This is a genomic window from Propionicimonas sp. (assembly GCF_049840635.1).
In the GTDB taxonomy this organism is placed as follows: domain Bacteria; phylum Actinomycetota; class Actinomycetes; order Propionibacteriales; family Propionibacteriaceae; genus Propionicimonas.
Genome location: NZ_JASGKL010000005.1, coordinates 883,481 through 902,325 on the forward strand (window position 1 = coordinate 883,481; position 18,845 = coordinate 902,325).

Annotated in this window: 14 protein-coding genes; 13 read left to right on the top strand and 1 reads right to left on the bottom strand. The window is 72.3% G+C overall.

The genetic code is table 11. The features are described from left to right. Positions 1–226: 226 nt before the first annotated feature. A complete protein-coding gene (locus QM779_RS10010) occupies positions 227–1,723 on the top strand; it encodes a leucyl aminopeptidase (protein ID WP_428534732.1) in 1,497 nt (498 codons plus the stop codon). A 2-nt stretch (positions 1,724–1,725) separates the two neighbouring features. After that, a complete protein-coding gene (locus tag QM779_RS10015; protein WP_428534734.1) occupies positions 1,726–3,273 on the top strand; it encodes an FAD-dependent oxidoreductase in 1,548 nt (515 codons plus the stop codon). Between the two features lie 378 nt (positions 3,274–3,651). On the opposite strand, the gene QM779_RS10020 is transcribed toward QM779_RS10015, so the two are convergent. Next, positions 3,652–3,918, bottom strand: a complete 267-nt coding sequence (locus QM779_RS10020) for a hypothetical protein (protein ID WP_428534736.1) — start codon at positions 3,916–3,918, stop codon at positions 3,652–3,654. Positions 3,919–4,049: 131 nt separating this feature from the next. On the opposite strand from QM779_RS10020, the gene sucB reads away from it, so the two are divergent. The 11 genes from sucB (at position 4,050) to QM779_RS10075 (ending at position 18,843) form a co-directional block, all read left to right on the top strand. Then, positions 4,050–5,864, top strand: a complete 1,815-nt coding sequence (gene sucB, locus QM779_RS10025; protein ID WP_428534738.1) for a 2-oxoglutarate dehydrogenase, E2 component, dihydrolipoamide succinyltransferase — start codon at positions 4,050–4,052, stop codon at positions 5,862–5,864. Next, positions 5,861–6,631 (top strand): lipoyl(octanoyl) transferase LipB, encoded by a 771-nt coding sequence (gene lipB / locus QM779_RS10030; protein ID WP_428534740.1) that lies wholly within the window; start codon positions 5,861–5,863, stop codon positions 6,629–6,631. The genes sucB and lipB overlap by 4 nt, the downstream gene beginning before the upstream one ends. A gap of 125 nt (positions 6,632–6,756) precedes the next feature. After that, the gene (locus QM779_RS10035; RefSeq protein ID WP_428534742.1) at positions 6,757–8,112 is read left to right on the top strand and encodes a hypothetical protein; all 1,356 of its coding nucleotides are present in this window, start codon (positions 6,757–6,759) and stop codon (positions 8,110–8,112) included. Between the two features lie 35 nt (positions 8,113–8,147). Next, a complete protein-coding gene (locus tag QM779_RS10040) occupies positions 8,148–9,518 on the top strand; it encodes an FG-GAP repeat domain-containing protein (protein ID WP_428534744.1) in 1,371 nt (456 codons plus the stop codon). 100 nt (positions 9,519–9,618) lie between these two features. Next, on the top strand, positions 9,619–10,962 hold the full coding sequence (locus QM779_RS10045; protein WP_428534746.1) for an FG-GAP repeat domain-containing protein: 1,344 nt from the start codon (positions 9,619–9,621) through the stop codon (positions 10,960–10,962). 20 nt (positions 10,963–10,982) lie between these two features. Beyond that, complete coding sequence (locus tag QM779_RS10050) at positions 10,983–12,362, top strand: FG-GAP repeat domain-containing protein (protein WP_428534748.1); 1,380 nt, start codon at positions 10,983–10,985, stop codon at positions 12,360–12,362. A gap of 14 nt (positions 12,363–12,376) precedes the next feature. Continuing rightward, positions 12,377–13,789, top strand: coding sequence for an FG-GAP repeat domain-containing protein (locus tag QM779_RS10055; protein ID WP_428534750.1), 1,413 nt, complete (start codon positions 12,377–12,379; stop codon positions 13,787–13,789). A 31-nt stretch (positions 13,790–13,820) separates the two neighbouring features. Next, positions 13,821–15,236 (top strand): FG-GAP repeat domain-containing protein, encoded by a 1,416-nt coding sequence (locus QM779_RS10060; RefSeq protein ID WP_428534752.1) that lies wholly within the window; start codon positions 13,821–13,823, stop codon positions 15,234–15,236. Positions 15,237–15,285: 49 nt separating this feature from the next. Next, positions 15,286–16,233, top strand: a complete 948-nt coding sequence (gene lipA, locus QM779_RS10065) for a lipoyl synthase (RefSeq protein ID WP_428534753.1) — start codon at positions 15,286–15,288, stop codon at positions 16,231–16,233. A gap of 4 nt (positions 16,234–16,237) precedes the next feature. After that, positions 16,238–16,999, top strand: coding sequence for a DUF4191 domain-containing protein (locus QM779_RS10070; protein ID WP_428534755.1), 762 nt, complete (start codon positions 16,238–16,240; stop codon positions 16,997–16,999). After that, complete coding sequence (locus QM779_RS10075) at positions 16,996–18,843, top strand: ABC-F family ATP-binding cassette domain-containing protein (RefSeq protein ID WP_428538393.1); 1,848 nt, start codon at positions 16,996–16,998, stop codon at positions 18,841–18,843. Before QM779_RS10070 ends, QM779_RS10075 begins: the two co-directional genes overlap by 4 nt. Positions 18,844–18,845 lie beyond the last annotated feature (2 nt).

Consider the following 18,845-nt stretch of genomic DNA (forward strand, 5'->3'; position numbering starts at 1 on the left):
AACCGGAGATCCCGGGTCAAGCCCGGGATGACAGTGGGCGGGGGCCGGAGATCCCGGGTCAAGCCCGGGATGACAGTGAGCGGGGCCGGCGAAAGCCGGGATCTCGTCCTCAACCGGGTCGGGTGTCCCGAGACCACGGCGACGGTTGCGAGCACCTGTGGACAACTCCGGACTAGGCTCAGGACTCGCACTGGAGTGACAGTGCAGCTGAAGAGAGGATCCCGCCGTGACGTCCACCACCGTGCCCACCATCACCCTGTCGACCAGCGTCGCCAAGGACCCGGGCGTCCTCGTGGTCGGGCTGGCCGAGGCGTCCGACGGCGAGGTGCTCGTCGGCCTTCCCGACGACCTCGCGAAGTCCTTCAGCAAGGCGCTCGGCACCGACCTCGCCGACCTCGCCCGCCAGCTCGGCGGCTCGGCCAAACCCGGAAAGACCGTGCTCGTGGCGGCCCCCGGCGCGCTGCGCGTGGTCGTGGTCGGCCTCGGTCCGATCGACGTCACGCCCGAGCAGGTGCGCCGCGCGACCGGCGCAGCCGTCCGCGTCGTCGCCGGCCTCGCCGCCCCCGCCCCGAAGACCGTCACCATCAGCCTGGAGACGACCGAGCCCGAGGTGATCAAGGGCGCCGTCGAGGGCGCGCTGCTCGGCGCCTACAGCTACCGCCCGGTCGCCCCGGACGTCCCCGGCATCGGCCAGATCACCCTGGTCAGCCCCAACAAGCGCCCCGACGCCCGGCAGGCGCTGGACCTCGCCGTGACCACGGCGACGGCCGTCAACACCGCCCGCGACTGGGTGAACACCCCGGCGAACCTGCTCTACCCCGAGACGTTCGCGGACGCCGCCAGGTCGCTCGCGAGGAACGCCAGGGTCAGCGCGGAGGTCTGGGACGAGAAGGCGCTCGAGAAGGAGGGCTTCGGCGGCATCCTCGCCGTCGGCGGCGGCTCCGAGCGCAAGCCGCGGCTGGTCAAGCTGTCGTACGCGCCCCGTGGCGCCCGCTTCCACCTCGCCCTGATCGGCAAGGGCATCACCTTCGACACCGGCGGCCTGAACCTCAAGCCCGCCGACGGCATGTACACGATGAAGACCGACATGGCCGGCGCGGCCGCCGTCCTCGCCGCGGTCTCCGCGATCGCGGAACTCGGCCTGCGGATCCGGGTCACCGGCTGGGCGTCGATGGCGGAGAACATGCCGTCGGGGAGCTCGTACCGTCCGTCCGACGTGCTCACGATGTACGGCGGCAAGACCGTCGAGAACGGGAACTCCGACGCCGAGGGACGCCTCGTCATGGCGGACGCGCTGGTCAAGGCGTCCGAGGAGCAGCCCAACCTCGTCCTCGACGTGGCCACGCTCACCGGCGCCTGCATGGTCGCCCTCGGCGAGCGGGTGGCAGGGCTGATGGCCAGGGACGACGCGACCGCCGACCTGATCCTCGACGCGGCGGAGGCCGCGGGCGAGCAGTTCTGGCAGCTGCCGATCCCCGAGGACGCCCGGCCCAAGCTGGAGTCGAAGGTGGCCGACCTGAAGTCGACGGCCAACCGGTACGGCGGCGCCCTGACCGCGGCAGCCTTCCTGTCCGAGTTCGTGCCCCCCGACATCCCGTGGGCCCATTTCGACATCGCCGGCCCCGCCTTCAACGAGGGCGCCGCCTACGACTACACGCCCTCCGGCGCCACCGGAGCGGCCGTGCGGACGCTCGTCGCGCTCGCGCACGCGCTGGCCAGCTGACCATGGCCCCGGATTACGACCTCGTCGTCGTCGGCGCGGGCGCCGCCGGCCTGCTCGCAGCCGTCGCCGCCCACCGCCTCGGCAGCAGCGTCCTCGTCGTGGACGCCGACCCGCTCGCCGGCGGCAGCACGTCCATCTCGGACGGACGCATCTGGCTGCCCGGCAACCACCTGTCGGCCAAGCTCTCCCCGGACTCGACGGCGGATGCCGACACCTACCTCGACGCGCTCCTCGGCGACACCACGACGGCGTCGTCCGCCGCCCGCCGCAGCGCCTTCACCCGGACCGCACCCAAGCTGGCCCGCTGGCTCACCTCGTCCAACGTGCCGCTCGCCGCGCTGAAGGGGCTGCCGGACCACCAGCCCGACCTGCCCGGCGGCCGGCCACAGGGCCGGGTCCTGTCCACCCACTCCCTCGACCGCCGCGTGCTCGGGCCGTGGGAGGAGTCGCTGCGGACGTCCGGGGAACGCCCCGGCGGTCTCGGCCGGTTCCTGCCGGGCAGCAACACCACGCGGACAGCCGGCGAGGCGCTCACCGTCCACCTCCTGCACCGCGCGACGGCCAACGGGGTCGACGTGTGGCTGGACTCCCCCGTCATCGACCTCCTCGCCGAGGACGAGGCGGTGACCGGCGTCGTCGTCCGCCACGACGGGGCCAACCACTCGGTGACGGCGGGCCGCGTCCTGCTTGCCAGCGGCGGCTTCGAACACGACCAGGGCCTGCGGGAGGAGTACCTGCCACTGCCCACCGACGAGGCGTGGTCGACCTCCGGCGCCGACCACAACGTCGGCGACCTCCTGAAACTCGCCACCGACCGTGGCGCGGCGACCGCCGGGCTCGACGAGGCGTGGTGGACGCCGGTCATGCTCGCCGAGGGCAGGGCATGGTCGCTCGACGACGTGCGCGGGCGTCCCCACTGCGTGATCGTGGACGCGGCCGGCGACCGCTTCTTCGACGAGTCCCTGCCGGCGAACTCCGCGGGCAGGGCGTTGTACGAGCGGAGCCGAGGCATGCGCGCGGTCCCGTCCTTCCTGGTCATGGACAACCGGCACCGCCAGTCCGTCGAGCTGGGCCCGTGGGCCGCCGGCTCGACGCCGCGCAAGGCCATCGAGGCCGGCGAGATCGTCCGTGCCCACACGCTCAACGACCTGGCGCAGGCGCTCGGGGTCGACAGGGCAGGCCTGCTGGGGACGGCCGTACGCTTCAACGGCTTCGCGGCGAAGGGCAAGGACCTCGACTTCTCGCGCGGCGAGTCCGCCTGGGCCGAGGGCACCCGCGATACCGCCAAGCGGCACAAGCCCGCGAAGGTCGACAAGCCGCCGTTCTGGGCGGTCAAGGTGTACCCCGGTGACCGGGGCACCAAGGGTGGCCTGCTGATCGACGAGCGCTCCCGCGTGCTCCGCGCGGACGGATCTGTGCTGGCCGGCCTCTACGCCTGCGGCGGGGCCGCCGCCTCGATCTTCAAGGGCGCCTCGCCCGGACCGGGTGCCGCGCTGGGCGCGGCCCTCGTGGAGGCCTTCCTCGCCGCCACCGACCAGCCGCGTCCCTAGCGCGCCGTCCCGCCGTCCCGCCTCAGCCCGCGTTTGCTCCCGAAAGGCGGCCTTGCTCCCGGAATTCGGGGAGCAAGGCCGCCTTTCGGGAGCAAACCGCACAGGTGGGACGGGTGGGACGGAACGGACGGCGGCTCCGGCGTCCCCACGAACTCCGGCCCGTCCCTCACAAACGCTCCCGAAACTCGCAGAAGCTCCCGAAATTTCGGTGGCTTCTGCGCGTATCGGGAGCGTTTGCCGCAGATGGGACAGGTGGGACGGCGCGAGCGGCCGGAAGCGAACAGAACAGGCGGAGCGGTGGAGGGCCGACGGGCTCAGCGGACGAGCGCGCGGAAGCCGGGGGCTCGGCGGGACGGACGGCTCAGCCGGCGGACCGACTCAGCGGGCGCGGCGCTGGCGGGCGTTGTAGTCGCGCATGCGCTGCGGGTAGCCGACCACGCCGGCGTCGTAGGCAGGCAGCTTGTGCCGGGACGCGAAGCGACGGGCCCATTCGACGCTCGCGACGCTGCGTCGCGTCCACTCGCCGTCGTGGGCGATCAGCAGCAACGTGGCCCTGGTCACGGACGTGGGGAGCTCGATGAACGCCTCCACGCCGCGTCGGCTGGCGATGAAGTCCTCGAGGTGTGCCACCGTCGCGGACTCCATGGCGGCATCGTGTGCGGCCGCCCCCGCCCTGTCGCGCTTTCTCGAGAACCACCCCACGGCGCCCATTATGGCTGGCGGAATCCGGGCTAGTCTGGCGTCTGCACTCGCAAAGACGATGAAGGAGCCAGCGCATGTCCACTCCCGTTCCCCTGCCGGCACTCGGGGAGAGCGTCACCGAAGGAACGATTTCCCGTTGGCTGAAGCAGGTGGGCGATCGCGTCGAGGTCGACGAGCCGCTGGTCGAGGTCTCCACGGACAAGGTCGACACCGAGATCCCCTCGCCGGTCGCCGGGGTCGTGCTGGAGATCCGCGTGCCCGAGGACGGCGTCGCGCCCGTCGGTGGAGTGCTCGCCGTCATCGGTGAGGAGAGTGAGGCCGGCGGCGACGCGGCCCCGGCAGCTCCCGAGGCCCCCGCTGCGACGCCCGAGCCCGCTGCAGCCGAGCCCGAGGCCGCTCCCGAGCCGGCGGCTCCCGCCGCGCCCGAGGCTGCTGCTCCCGCTGCTCCTGCCGCCGCCGCTCCGGCCGCGTCCGGCACCGAGGTCGTCCTGCCGCAGCTCGGCGAGTCGGTGACCGAGGGCACCATCTCCCGCTGGCTGAAGAGCGTCGGCGACCAGGTCGAGGCCGACGAGCCGCTCGTCGAGGTCTCCACCGACAAGGTCGACACCGAGATCCCCTCGCCGGCGTCCGGCACCGTCCTGGAGATCCGCGTCCCCGAGGACGGCGTTGCAGCCGTCGGGGCCGTGCTCGCCGTGATCGGGTCCGCCGCCGCAGCTCCGGCGGCAGCCGCACCGGCTCCTGCTCCCGCGCCGGAGCCCGCCGCCCCGGCCCCGGAGCCCACGCCGGCTCCTGTCCCCGCACCGGCTGCGGAGCCCGCACCGACGCCTGCGCCGGCTCCCGCCGCCCCGGCTCCCGCCGCTCCGGCTCCGGCCGCCGCTGCCCCTGCTCCCGCCCGTCGCGCGGCCGAGGAGACGCCCGACACCGGCTACGTGACGCCGCTCGTGCGCAAGATGGCGGACGCCGCGGGCGTCGACCTGGCCACGATCTCCGGCACCGGCGTGGGCGGACGTATCCGCAAGCAGGACGTGCTCGCCGCCGCAGAGGCTGCCAAGAAGGCCGCGGAGGAGGCGGCTCGCGCCGCAGAGCAGGCCGAGAAGGCCGCCGCCGCCCCCGCGGCCGCCGCAGCGCCCGCGTCCACCCCTGCCCCTGCCGCCGCCGCGGCGTCGGCCGACGCCGGCAAGCGCGGGACGACGGAGAAGATGACCCGCATCCGCGCCACCATCGCCAAGCGCATGGTGGAGTCGCTGCAGGTGTCCGCCCAGCTGACGGCGACCGTCGAGGTCGACCTGACCGCCATCTCCAAGCTCCGCGCGAAGGAGAAGGACGCGTTCCGCGCCCGCGAGGGCGTCGGCCTGAGCTACCTGCCGTTCATCGCGAAGGCCGCGATCGAGGCGCTCAAGCAGTTCCCGAAGGTGAACGCGACCATCGACACCGAGGCCGGCACGATCACCTACGCCGACGCCGAGCACCTCGGTGTGGCCGTCGACACCGAGAAGGGCCTGATGGTCCCGGTGATCAAGGACGCGGGCGACCTGTCGGTGAGCGGCCTGGCCAAGAAGATCGGTGACCTCGCCGCCCGCAGCCGCAGCAACAAGGTCACCCCCGACGAGTTGTCCGGCGGCACGTTCACGATCACCAACTACGGCTCGGCGGGGACGCTGTTCGACACCCCGATCATCAACCAGCCGCAGGTGGCGATCCTCGGCACGGGCGCGCTGGTGAAGCGTCCGATGGTCGTCAAGGACCCCAACCTCGGCGAGATCATCGCGGTGCGCGACATGATGTACCTGTCGATGAGCTACGACCACCGCCTGGTCGACGGCGCGGACGCGGCCCGCTTCCTGAGCGCGGTCAAGACCCGCCTCGAGGAGGGCGCTTTCGAGCTGTGACCCCGCGCGAGCAGGTCGCCGACCCCCGTCCGGTCACGTTCCGCTACCTCGGCCTCGCCGAGGGGCGGCTGACCGACTACCACGAGGCGTGGGACCTGCAGCGCGCGGTGCACGCCGACGTGGCGTCCGGTGACCGGGGACCGCAGGTGCTGTACGTCGAGCACCCCGCGGTCTACACGGCCGGACGCCGCACCGAGCCGCACGAGCGGCCCACCGACGGCACCCCCGTCGTCGAGGTCGACCGGGGCGGAAAGATCACGTACCACGGCCCCGGCCAGCTGGTCGGCTACCCGATCGTGTTCCTGCCGCGTGGCGTGGGCGTCGTCGACTACGTCCGCCGGGTCGAGGAGGCCCTGATCCGGCTGCTCGCCGGCTACGGGGTCACGACCGGACGCGTCCCGGGCCGCACCGGCGTCTGGCTGGCAGCGGATGCGACGCGCCCCGAGCGCAAGATCGCCGCGATCGGCATCCGGGTGTCCCGGCAGACCACCATGCACGGCTTCGCCCTCAACGTCGCCAGCGACCTGGCCGACTTCGGACGGATCGTGCCGTGCGGGATCGCCGACGCGGGGGTGACCTCGCTGGCACAGGAGATGGACGGGCCGGCGCCCGGCCTCGCCGAGGTGGCCCGTGACCTCGAGCCACCCCTGGCCGACCTGCTCGCGTTCCGGCCGTTCGAGCTGTCTCCGGACCTGCACCCCACCATCGCCGCGCCAACGACGCTCTCCACGGACGCGCCGACGATCAGGTACGGCATCACCGCCTGAGTTCCGGCTGTACGAACCTTGTACGAGTAGTCCGTGCCGTCGCGCGTGTCCGCCCGCGCACGCCTAGCGTGGAGGCATTCCCCACATTTCCCGGGCCGCACAAGGCTGCCCGGGGGAAGGCAGAAATGTCCGTTCAGCGACTGCTGGCCGCCAGTGTCGCGGCCCTGACCATGGCGGGATCGACCGTCCTCACCAGTCCTGCGGCCCAGGCCGTCCCGCCAGCAGCGACGCCCGCGGCGACCGCGGCCCCCGACTACGACGGCGACGGCACGGCGGACCTTGCCGTGACCGACGCCACCGCCGACACCGAGGCCTGGCAGATCACGGTGTACTACGGCTCCGGCGACACCGCCGAGATCACCACCGACGACGTCGATGGCGCCTGGAGCATCGGCACCTACCTGCTCGCCCGCGACGTGAACGGCGACGGCTACACCGACCTCGTGTTCAGCGCGCGGTTGAGCGGCGTGGGTCCGGCCGTCGAGATCGTCCCCGGCTCCGCTGGCGGCCTCGACCTCGCCGCCCGCCGTGCCTTCCCGCTGCCCGACAGCCAGGACGCCCGGATCACCAGCCTCGGCCTGGTCACCGCGCCGGTGCCCCGGCTCGCGGTCGGCGTCCAGACCGATTCGCTCTCGACGGTCCGTGCCTACGCGCTGGACGCGGACGGGGTCCCGACCGGCGATCCCGTCGTCCTGAGGCCCGGCAAGGGGAAGCTGCCGAAACTCTCCAACCCCGAGTCGTTCGGTTCCGCCCTCACGTCCTGGGGCAAGCGGCTGTTCGTCGCCGCCCCCTACACGAACGTCGGCGGTGTGCGGGACGCCGGTGCGGTCGTGGCCGTCACCTTCTCGGCGTCCGGGGTGAGCGCAGCCGTCGTCCTGAGCCAGGCCACGACAGGTGTCCCCGGCGCCCCGGGAATCGGGGACGCGTTCGGCTTCTCGGTCGCAGCCCGCGACGGCTACCTCATCGTGGGCACCCCGCTCGACGACGTCGGCACCCGCCAGGACACCGGATCGGTGCAGGTGTTCCGGCTCACGTCGTCGAAGATCACGCCGGTCACCCGGCTCTCCCAGGCCACCACCGCCGTGCCGGGCAAGGCCGAACGCAACGACCAGTTCGGCAGCTCGGTCGAGCTCGCGAACGTCTGCGCCGGCGTGCTGTCGGCCGTCGTGGGCGGATCCGGCGAGGTCATCGTCGCGTCCCACGAGCGGGACGGCTCGGCGTGGGTGATCCCGCTGGCGAAGGCCAAGGGGTGCGTCGCGCAACAGCTCTACCAGGGCCACGGCCTCAGCGGATCGCCGGCCGGCCACTCGCTGGGCGACTTCGTCTCCGTCCTGCGCGACGCTGCGAGCACCACGGACGAGTTGGTCATCGGCGGGTTCGGCTCCGCGGAGGACTACCAGGGACGGCTCGTCCGCTGGTCCCCCAGCGCAGGCGAGACCCTCGGAGTGAACGGCCTCTTCGCGGGCGCGGCAGGACGCTGACCAACCACCACCCCCACTGGTAAAGGACCACGGCCATGCAAGCCTCCCGCGCACTCACCGCGCTCGCCGGCGTCGTCGGGCTCACGCTCGCGACGCTGACGGCGAGCATCCCCGCCTCGGCAACCCCCGTCCGCCCGGCCGGGACGACGACGGCGACGGCGGCGAGCCCTGACTTCGACGGGGACGGCATGGTCGATGTCGCTACCGCCGTGACGCCGAACGCGGATGAGTCGGCCCTGCGCGTCCACTACGGGTCGGGCAGCACCGTCACGTTCACCACAGCCCAGCTCGGCGCCCGCGACGAGTGCCTGGGCGCGGTGTTCGCCCACGACCTCAACGGCGACGGCTACAGCGATCTCGTCGTCAGCGTCGCCACCGCCTCCGGCCGGCAGGTCGACCTGCTCCCCGGTTCCGCCGCCGGCCTCGACCCGCAGACGCCCGTGGTCATTCCCGCACCGGCGGAGATCGGCGACAAGGGCGCCTTCGGCGCGTCCTTCGCCGTGGTGGACGAGCCGGTGCGCCGGCTGGCCATCGGTGTCGGCTACGTCTACGGCGACTTCGTCGGCGCGGTGGTGCTGTACGACCTCGACGCGGACGGGCGCCCGTCCGGCAGCCCGCAGGTGATCACCCCTTCCTCGGTGGGCATCAGCGATTCCTCCTCGCACTTCGGCGAGAGCCTCGCCAGTGCCGCCAACCTGTTGTTCGTCGGCGCTCCCGTGGCCGACGTCGGGACGGTCCTCGACGCCGGCGCGGTCGCCGTGCTCTCCCTCGACGCCGACGGGGTCGCCGCGAGTCGGATCGTCAGCCAGGCCACGAAGTCGGTCACCGGCACACCGGCGCGCAAGGACGGCTTCGGATCCAGCCTCGCCGCCGCGGGCGGCTACCTGGCCGTTGGCATCCCCGGTGACTCGGTCGGCAGGACGAAGAACACCGGCTCGGTCGAGCTGTTCCGGATCAGCAACGGCGTGATCACGCCCGTTCGGCGTCTCTCGCAGGCGACCGCCGGCGTCCCCGGCACCGCGGAGAAGAGCGACCGCTTCGGAGCCTCCGTCGCGCTCGGCACCGTGTGCAGCGGAGTGACCGGCGTGGTGGTCGGCGGACCGAACGAGAAGCTCGGATCCCACTACTCAGCGGGTTCGGCCTGGGTCGTACCGATCAAGGCCGGTCCCCGCTGCACGGCCCACCAGCTGTATCCCGGCCACGGCCTGACCGGGAAGCCCCGGTACGGTCTGTCGCTCGGATCCTCCGTCGCGGTCGTGCGCGCGGCCGGCGCCACCCGCGACACCGTCGTCCTCGGCGGGACGGGCGACGACCACGACTCCGGCCGCCTGGTCACCTGGTCGACGACGACGCGCAAGGTCCTCAGTTCCTGGACCGAATCCGTGTACTCGATCGCCGGACGCTGACCGCCGGCGCCGAAGTCGTACGAACCCCGTGCGGACGGGGCCACCCCCGCGTGCGCGTACCTAGATTGAGCCGTGAACCACACGATCGAGGAGTAGCTCCATGTCGTCCCGAACCGCTCACCTCAGCCTGACGCTCGCCGCGCTCCTGGCCGTCGGCTGCACGGTCCTGCCGACGCCGGCCAACGCCGCCCCGCAGGCGATGCCTGAGGCCGTACCCGTGTCGACGGCATCGCCCGACTTCGACGGGGACGGCAAGGCCGACCTGGCCGTGACCCTGGACGACAACGAGGAGTGGTCGCAGATCACCGTCCGCTACGGTTCTGGCACGACCGCCACCGGACTGGGCTCGGCCGGCGCCCTGCTCGCCCGCGACCTGAACGGCGACGGCTACACCGACCTCGTGGCCGCCCACGAGGACGGGGCGATCGGGGTCCTGTTCGGATCGGCCTCCGGACTGGACGCCACCGCGGAGGCCAGCTTCGGCGCGTCGGCGACCGGCGCGGACTTCTCCCCCCGGGCCCTCGCCCTGGTCGAGTCGCCCACCCCGCGCCTGGTTCTTCTGTCCGGGCGCTACGACAAGCCCGGCAAGGTCGTGGTGTACACCCTGGGAAGTGACGGGCTGCCCAGCGCCGCGCCCGTGGTCCTGCGGCCGGGAACAGGGAAGATGCCGTCGCTGGGCACCACCGGATCCCGCTACCTGGAGTCCCTGGCCGCCCAGGGGAACCGGCTGTTCGTCGGCGCTCCCTTCACGACGGTGTCCGGGCACAAGTCCGCCGGAGCGGTGGTCGTCCTCACCTTCGGCACGGCGGGCGTCACGTCCGTGACCCGGATCACGCAGGCGACCAGCGGGGTCGGCGGCAGCGCGGCGAAGAGCCACCTCTTCGGCTACTCGGTCGCCGCCCGCGACGGTTACCTCGCCGTCGGCAGCAGGGGTGACCGGGTCGGCACGGTCACCCACTCCGGCTCCGTGCAGCTGTTCCGGCTGACCAGCACGAAGGTGACGCCGGTACGCCGGATCACCCAGGCCACGTCCGGCGTGCCCGGAAAGGCGGAGCGCGGCGACCTGTTCGGCCACGCGGTGGCGCTCGGGACCGTGTGCGACGGCCAGGCGGCCGTCGTGGTCGGCGGGCCCGGAGAAGCTGTCGCTGACGGTCACGAGGGTGACGGCTCGGTGTGGATCATCCCGCTGAAGACCTCGTCGACCTGTCCTGCCCGCCAGCTGTGGGAGGGCCACGGCTTGCCCGGCGTGCCCACCTATGACCGCCTCATCGGCATGGATTTGGCCGTCCTCCGGGACGCGGGCGCGAGCGCCGACCAGGTCGCGATCGTCGGGGGCGGCAGCTACAGCGAGGGGCCGATCGGGGTGCTGGACGTGTGGTCCGCGCAGACCCTCAACAGCCTGGCGTCCGTCGAGGGCTTCTACGACCACCCCGCGGGACGCTGACCACGGAAGGAGCGCTGCCGATGAACCTCCGCCTGCTGCTGCCGCTGGTGATCACCGGCGCGCTCCTGACCGGACCGTCGGCACCGGATCGTGCCGACGCGATGCCCGCGCTGCCCCAGGCCGCCGCGTCCGTCGCCAGCCCGGACTTCGACGGGGACGGCAAGGCCGACGTCGCCTTCACCGACGAGCACTTCCCCGGCGTCCGCGACCTGCGGGTGCGCTACGGCACCGACACGGTCGCCGTGTTCACACCGGTGCAGGTGACCGACAGCGACGACGGCGACCTCGTCGGGCCGCTGCTCGCCCACGACCTCAACGCGGACGGGTACACCGACCTGCTGATGATCGCGGCCACCAGCTACTCCGACGACGACAAGCTCTACACGCTGTACGGCTCCGCCTCCGGCCTGCAGCTCGCCTCGATGCACACGATGGCGCTGACCAGCACCAACAAGTACGCCACCTGGGGTCCACTGGCCGTCGTGGACCTGCCGGTTCCGCGACTGGTCATCAGCGTCTTCTCCGCGGACGGCAACAGCACCTCCTACCGCAACCTGCTGGTCTACCGGCTGGACGGGGACGGCCTGCCGTCCGGGGACCCGCTCGTGCTCGCTCCCGGCGCCCATGGCGTGCCGGCGTTCACCGGCTCCGGGGCGTTCGGGGCCACGCTGGCGAGCGCCGGGAACCAGCTGTTCGTCGGTGCACCCGACTCGACGGTCGGCGGCGCGTCCCAGGCGGGCGCCGTGGTGGCGCTCACCTTCGACGAGGCCGGGGTCAGCGCCAGTCAGGTCGTCGACCAGACCACGCCCGGCGTGGGCAGCGACCCCGAGGAGGTCGACTGGTTCGGCCGTGCGCTCGCCGCGGGCGACGGCTACCTGGTGGTGGGCACGCCCGGCGAGTGGGCGGGGAAGAAGAGGTTCGTCGGTTCGGTGCAGGTCTTCCGGATCGTCGACGGCACGCTCGTGCCCGACCGCTGGATCTCCCAGGGAAGCACCGGCATCCCCGGCAAGGACGAGGGCAGTGACCAGTTCGGAGCCTCGGTGTCGGTCGGCTCCGTCTGCCCCGGCGTGACGGGCGTGGCGATCGGTGCCTCCGGGGAAACCGTTGCCAAGAGCCAGGAGGGCTCGGCGTGGATCGTCCCGCTCACCCCGACGTCCGGCTGCGCGGCACGCCAGCTGTACCAGGGTCACGGCCTCCCCGGGAAGGCGGCCGCCCAACGGCAGCTCGGCACCGCGGTTCAGCTGATCCGCGACCAGGACTCGACCAGCGACAACCTGGTGATCGCCGGGCGGGGCTACAGCCACTTCACGCTGCAGGGTCGGCTGTTCGTGTGGTCGACCGCGACGTCGACCACCATCGCGACCCTCGACGAGTCCCCCACGTCCGTCGCAGGACGCTGACCAAGGAGCCGGGAATGGTCTCTCCACGAAACCTCGCCACGCTGATCGTGACCGCAGCGCTCTGCGCCGTTCCCGGCGCCGCCGCGGACACCGTCCCCGCCACCGCCGTTTCGGCCTCCGCCACGTCGGTGTCCCACCCCGCGTCGGTCCCCGCGACGACAGCCACCCCGGACTTCGACGGCGACGGGAAGGCCGACCTCGCCTGGTCGTACCTCGGGCCGTGGGAGGACACGCGCATCCACGTCCGCTACGGCAACGGCACCACGGTGATGATCACCGCCCAGCGGACAATCCTGGACGAGATCGGCATGGTCGGGAACCCGCTGCTCGCGGCAGACCTGAACGACGACGGCCACTCCGACCTCCTCTTCATCGCCGTGGGCCTGGAGTCCGGGACCTCCCTGTGCGCCCTCTTCGGGTCGGACGCCGGGCTGCCGCTGGATTCGCTGCAGTGCAGGACGGTGACCGGCCTGAGCAGCACGCGGTACGTCGCGTCGCTCGCCCTCCTGGAGCAGCCCACTCGACGGCTGGTGATGGGCGAGGTGTCGTCGAAGGCCGGCGCGTCCGGACAGCTCGCGGTCTACGCGCTCGGGGCGGACGGTTTCCCCGGCGGTGCACCGACCATCGTCCGGCCCGGGGCCGGGAAGCTGCCGAAGCTGTCGGACGCGGGCTCGTTCGGACGGGAACTGACGGCGTCCGACAACCAGCTGTTCGTCGGTGCCCCGCTGGCGTCCGTGGGGTCGGCAAAGGAGGCCGGCGCGGTGATGGCGCTCGGCTTCGGGACGTCCGGCGTCACCACGGCGAGGGCGATCACCCAGAACACGGCCGGGGTGGCCGGGACCGCGGCCAAGGGTGACCGGTTCGGTTCCGGCGTCGCCGCCCGCGACGGCTACCTCGCGGTCGGCACCCCCGGCGACAAGGTGGGCACGGTGAAGGAGGCCGGCACCGTGCAGCTGTTCACGCTCGCCCCCGGCACCGTGACCCCCGCGCAGCAGCTTTCGCAGTCCAGCCCCGGCGTGCCGGGCGCCTCCGAACCCCGCGACAGGTTCGGTCAGTCCGTGGCCATCGGCACCGTCTGCGTCGGGGTGACGGGCGTCATCGTCGGGGCGCCGCACGAGGCGGTGACCACGGACGGCGAGGTGCAGGGGGCGGCCACGGTGATCCCGCTGGACGCCGCCGCCGACTGCGCGGCGGAGGCCCTGTACGAGGGCCACGGACTAGGCGGCAAGCCACAGAGCGGACGCTTCCTCGGCGAACAGCTGGCGGTCGTGAGGGATGCCGGCGACAGCGCGGACCAGGTGGTCGTCGCCGGCGAAGGACTGTTCTCGGACATGAGCCCGATCGGTGCCCTCGGCGTGTGGTCGGCCCAGACCCGAAAGGCCGGCTACTACGTCAAGGAGTGCGTCGAACGGCTCACCGGACGCTGAGAGACAACCGAAGACCACGACAGGAGATGGCATGAACCACGGGAGGGTGACCACAGCGCTGGTGGTCGGGATCGGTCTGACCCTGACCAGCCTGGCGACCTGCACACCGACGGGATCGGCCGAGCCCTCCGCCGGGTCCGCCACCGGCCCGACCGCAGCGACGGCGAGCACGGCGAGTCCCGACTTCGACGGCGACGGCAACGTCGACTACGTGATCCTCGGTTCCGTGGGCGACGGCTTCGGCGAAGTGGTCGTGCGCTACGGGTCCGGCGGCGAGCTCACCCTGTCGACGCAGGTGACGATCGCCAAGGCCTCGGGCGACGTCAGCCACCCGCTTGCCCGCGACCTGAACGCCGACGGCTACACCGACCTCGCCTTCACCGCGCGCGGCTCGGCGAACGGGGTGCCCGACGAGCTGCAACTGGGCGTCGTGTTCGGCTCGGCGTCCGGGCTCGACCTCGGCACGCTCCACGTGAACGCTGTTCCCGCGGTGGACGCTGCCCACGCCGAGTCCTCGCTGGAGCTGCTGGCCGGCCCGGTGCCACGCCTGGTTGTCGGCGCGACGACCACGCTGGAGAGCGGGAAGTCCGGTGTGGTCGTCCTCTACCCGCTGGACGCCGACGGCCTCCCGTCCGGCGACCCCGTCGTCCTGCGCCCGGGAGCGGACAGGATTCCCAAACTGACCGACCGTGGCTCGTTCGGGACGAGCCTGGCGTCCTCCGGTAACCAGCTGTTCGTCGGCGCCCCGTACGCGAAGGTCGGTTCGACGAGCGAAACGGGCGCGGTGACCGAGATCGTCTTCGGCGCCTCCGGGGTGACGTCCGCGAAGGTGGTCACCCAGGCCACGAAGGGCGTCTCCGGCGCGCCGGGCACGCACGACCGCTTCGGCTACAGCCTCGCTGCCAGGGACGGCTCCCTCGCCGTCGGCGCCCCCGGTGACCGCGTCGGCGGCGTGGCCAGGACCGGCTCGGTCCAGCTGTTCACGGTCCGGGCGACGTCGGTGACGCCGGCCGGGCGGCTCTGGCAGGGCACCACCGGGGTGCCGGGCAGGGCGGAGGCGCACGACCTCTTCGGGTCGTCGGTGGAACTCGGCCAGGTCTGCACCGGAGTGCCCGCTGTCGTCGTCGGAGGACCCGACGAGGTCATCGTCAGAGGCCACGACGCCGACGGTTCGGTGTGGGTGATCCCGGTGAAGACCACGACGTCCTGCCCGGCACGCCAGTTCTGGGAGGGCCACGGCATCGCCGGGCAGCCCACCGACTCGCGGTCGCTCGGCAGCTCGGTCGCCGTCGTGCGGCAGGCCGGCGAACGTGCCGACCGGATCCTGATGGCCGGCCCGGGCTCGTTCAGCCAGGGCCCCGACGGGGTGCTGGCCATCTGGTCTGCGGAAACGCTCTCCCCGCTCCACTACGAGCACGGCAACGTGGACGCCGTGGCGGGACGCTGAGCCGGCGGCGGCTGGGGAGGATCGCCGTCGGGCAAGTTAGGATTGCCCGGTGACCGACACCCAGCCACGGCGGCTGCTCCGCCTCGAGGTGCGCAACGCGCAGACCCCGATCGAGCGCAAGCCCCCGTGGATCAAGACCACGGCGACGATGGGGCCGGACTACAAGGAACTCCAGCAGCTGGTGAAGGACGAGGGCCTGCACACCGTCTGCCAGGAGGCCGGCTGCCCGAACATCTTCGAGTGCTGGCAGGACCGCGAGGCCACCTTCCTGATCGGCGGCGACTCCTGCACCCGGCGCTGCGACTTCTGCCAGATCGAGTCCCGCAAGCCGTCCGGGTACGACACCGCGGAGCCCGTCCGGGTGGCCGAGTCGGTGCGGACCATGGGCCTGCGCTACGCGACCGTCACGGGCGTCTGCCGCGATGACCTCGAGGACGAGGGCGCCTGGCTGTACGCGGAGACGATCCGCCAGATCCACGACCGCAACCCCGGTGTCGGGGTGGAGATGCTCGCCCCCGACTTCTCCGGACGCGCCGAGCTGCTGCAGCAGATCTTCGACACCCGCCCCGAGGTGTTCGCCCACAACGTGGAGACCGTCCCGCGCATCTTCAAGCAGATCCGGCCCGGCTTCCGCTACGAGAAGTCGCTGGGCGTGCTCACGCTGGCCCGCGAGCAGGGGCTGGTCACCAAGTCCAACCTGATCCTCGGCATGGGTGAGACCCGCGACGAGGTCGTGGACGCGCTGCAGGACCTGCACGACGCGGGGACGGAGCTGGTCACGATCACGCAGTACCTGCGTCCGTCCGTCCGCCACCACCCGATCGACCGCTGGGTCACGCCCGCCGAGTTCGACGAACTGGCCGAGGCCGCCACCGCAATTGGCTTTGTCGGCGTCCTGAGCGGACCATTGGTACGTTCTTCCTACCGAGCCGGCCGCCTGTACCGGCAGGCGATGGCTGCCCGCGAGCGGGCGACGGATTCAACACGGAGCGCATAAAGAGATGGCGAGCGAGAAGGCCAAGGAACTGGCCGCGAAGCAGAAGGCCGAGGTCAAGGCCGCCAAGCTGGCGAAGAAGACCTCGACCAACCCCAGGGACTGGCCCTGGTACAAGCAGATCTGGCAGACCTACAAGGTCACCGCGGAGGTCGACAAGCAGCTGAACCTGCTGCTGATCGGGTCGTTCGTCGGCGTACTCGTGATCTGCGTCGTGATCGGGATCATCGCCCAGCCGTGGTGGATGTGGCTGATCCTCGGCACCGCCGGCGGCATGACTGCCGCCCTGTGGGTGCTGCTGAACCGGGCCAAGAAGGCCACCTTCGTGCGCTACGCCGGGCAGCCCGGCTCGGCCGAGGTCGCGCTCAGCATGCTCGACTCGAAGAAGTGGGCGTACTCCGCGGTGATCGCCGCGACCAAGCAGCTGGACGTCGTGCACCGCGCGGTCGGCCCGGGCGGCATCGTCCTGATCGGTGAGGGCCAGGCGGGACGGGTCAAGACGCTGCTCGCTTCCGAGGTCCGCAAGCACGAGCAGGTCGCCTACGGCGTCACCGTCACGTCCATCGTGATGGGCGACGGCGAGGGCCAGGTGCCGCTCGCGAAGCTGGCCGACGTGATCAAGAAGCTGCCCAAGAAGCTGGAGGCCAGCCAGGTCACCGACGTGAAGGCCCGGCTGCGGGCCCTCGACGCGGTGCGGCCGAAGGTGCCGATCCCGCGCGGCCCGATGCCCACGATGAAGGGCGTCAACCGGGCGATGCGCGGGCGCTGAGCTTGGCGAACCTGGTCAACGCCGAGAGGGTCAGCCTGGCCTTCGGCACCCGGATCCTGCTGGACGAGGTCAGCCTCGGGCTCGACAACGGCGACGTCGTCGGCGTCGTGGGACGCAACGGCGACGGCAAGACGACCCTCCTGGAGCTGCTGGTCGGCGAGCGCGAGCCGGACGCGGGGCAGGTCGTCCGCAACCGGTCGGCGTCCATCGGCCACCTCGGCCAGGTGGAGGACTTCGCGTCCGGCGCGACCGTCCGCGATGTGGTGGTCGGCGGACGGCCCGACCACGTGTGGGCGGCGGACGCCGCGAAGCGCGCCGTCGTGACGCACCTGCTGGGCGAGCTCGACCTGGCCCGCCCGGTGGCAGAGCTGAGCGGCGGGGAGCGGCGGCGGGTGAGCCTGGCCGCGGTCCTGCTGGCCGGGCACGACCTGCTCGTGCTGGACGAGCCGACCAACCACCTCGACGTCGAGGTGGTCGACTGGCTGGCGTCCCACCTGAACCTGCTGCAGGCCGCCGGCACCGCGATGCTGGTGGTCAGCCACGACCGGTGGTTCCTCGACGCCGTGTGCACGCGGGTCTGGGAGGTGCACGACGCGGTCGTGGACGCCTACGACGGCGGGTATGCGGCCTACGTCCTCGCGCGGGCGGAGCGCGTCCGGCAGGCCGCGGCGAACGAGGCCCGGCGACAGAACCTGCTCCGCAAGGAGCTCGCGTGGCTGCGACGCGGCCCGCCCGCGCGCACGAGCAAGCCGAAGTTCCGGATCGACGCGGCCAACGTGCTGATCCGAGACGTCCCCGAGGCCCGCGACACCCTCCAGCTGAAGGAGTTCGCGACCACGCGGCTGGGCAAGGACGTGTTCGACCTGGAGGGCGTCGACTACTCACTCCCCGACGGGCGGACGCTGTTCCGCCACCTCGACTGGTCGATCGGCCCCGGCGATCGGATCGGCATCGTCGGCGTGAACGGCTCGGGCAAGACCACCCTGCTGCGCCTGCTGGCCGGAGAGCTGGCGCCGCAGCACGGCCGCGTCAAGCAGGGCCGGACGCTCCGGATCGGCCACCTCACCCAGGATGCCGCCGCCGTGGCGCGTCCGGGCGCACGGGCGCGAAACGGGGACGGTACTCCTTTCGCGCCACCCGACCGTCCGGACCTCGGCGAGCGGGTGCTGGAGTCGGTGCAGCGGCTGCAGCGCCAGGTGAAGCTGGCGACCGGGCGCGAGTCGTCCGCGTCCGACCTGCTGGAGGACTTCGGGTTCACCGGGCAGCGGCTGGTGACCCGGATCGGCGAGCTGTCCGGTGGCGAGCGCCGGCGGCTGGAGTTCCTGCGGCTGCTGCTGTCCGAGCCGAACGTCCTGCTGCTGGACGAGCCGACCAACGACCTCGACATCGACACCCTCACCGTGATCGAGGACTACCTCGACGGGTGGCCCGGCACGCTGGTCGTGGTCTCGCACGACCGGTACTTCCTCGAGCGCACCTGCGACGTGCAGTACGCGCTGATGGGCGATGGCAGCTGCGTCCTGCTGCCGGGCGGCGTCGAGGAGTACCTCGCCCGGCGCCGGACGCGGACCGCCACCCCGGGGCAGGCCGCTGCCGCGCAGGCCCGGGCGTCCGCGCCGGACGCCGCCCGGGTGCGGCAGGCCCGCAAGGACCTCGCCCGCGTGGAGTCGCAACTGGCGAAGCTCGGCACGCAGATCACCGACTTGCACGTCCGGTTGAGCGAGAACGCCGCCGACTACGAGAGACTGGTCGCGCTCGGCGCCGAGCTGGACGAGGCGCTGGGTCGGCAGCAGGACCTGGAGGAGACGTGGCTGGAACTGGCCGAACAGGTGGGCGAGTCGTAAGG

Bases quoted from the DNA above. Each gene is read 5' to 3' on its own strand.
- QM779_RS10060 (WP_428534752.1), top strand. From the start codon at position 13,821: ATGAACCACGGGAGGGTGACCACAGCGCTGGTGGTCGGGATCGGTCTG.
- QM779_RS10040 (WP_428534744.1), top strand. From the start codon at position 8,148: ATGCAAGCCTCCCGCGCACTCACCGCGCTCGCCGGCGTCGTCGGGCTC.
- QM779_RS10070 (WP_428534755.1), top strand. From the start codon at position 16,238: ATGGCGAGCGAGAAGGCCAAGGAACTGGCCGCGAAGCAGAAGGCCGAG.
- QM779_RS10015 (WP_428534734.1), top strand. From the start codon at position 1,726: ATGGCCCCGGATTACGACCTCGTCGTCGTCGGCGCGGGCGCCGCCGGC.
- QM779_RS10045 (WP_428534746.1), top strand. From the start codon at position 9,619: ATGTCGTCCCGAACCGCTCACCTCAGCCTGACGCTCGCCGCGCTCCTG.
- QM779_RS10050 (WP_428534748.1), top strand. From the start codon at position 10,983: ATGAACCTCCGCCTGCTGCTGCCGCTGGTGATCACCGGCGCGCTCCTG.
- QM779_RS10020 (WP_428534736.1), bottom strand. From the start codon at position 3,918: ATGGAGTCCGCGACGGTGGCACACCTCGAGGACTTCATCGCCAGCCGA.
- sucB (WP_428534738.1), top strand. From the start codon at position 4,050: ATGTCCACTCCCGTTCCCCTGCCGGCACTCGGGGAGAGCGTCACCGAA.
- QM779_RS10055 (WP_428534750.1), top strand. From the start codon at position 12,377: ATGGTCTCTCCACGAAACCTCGCCACGCTGATCGTGACCGCAGCGCTC.
- QM779_RS10035 (WP_428534742.1), top strand. From the start codon at position 6,757: ATGTCCGTTCAGCGACTGCTGGCCGCCAGTGTCGCGGCCCTGACCATG.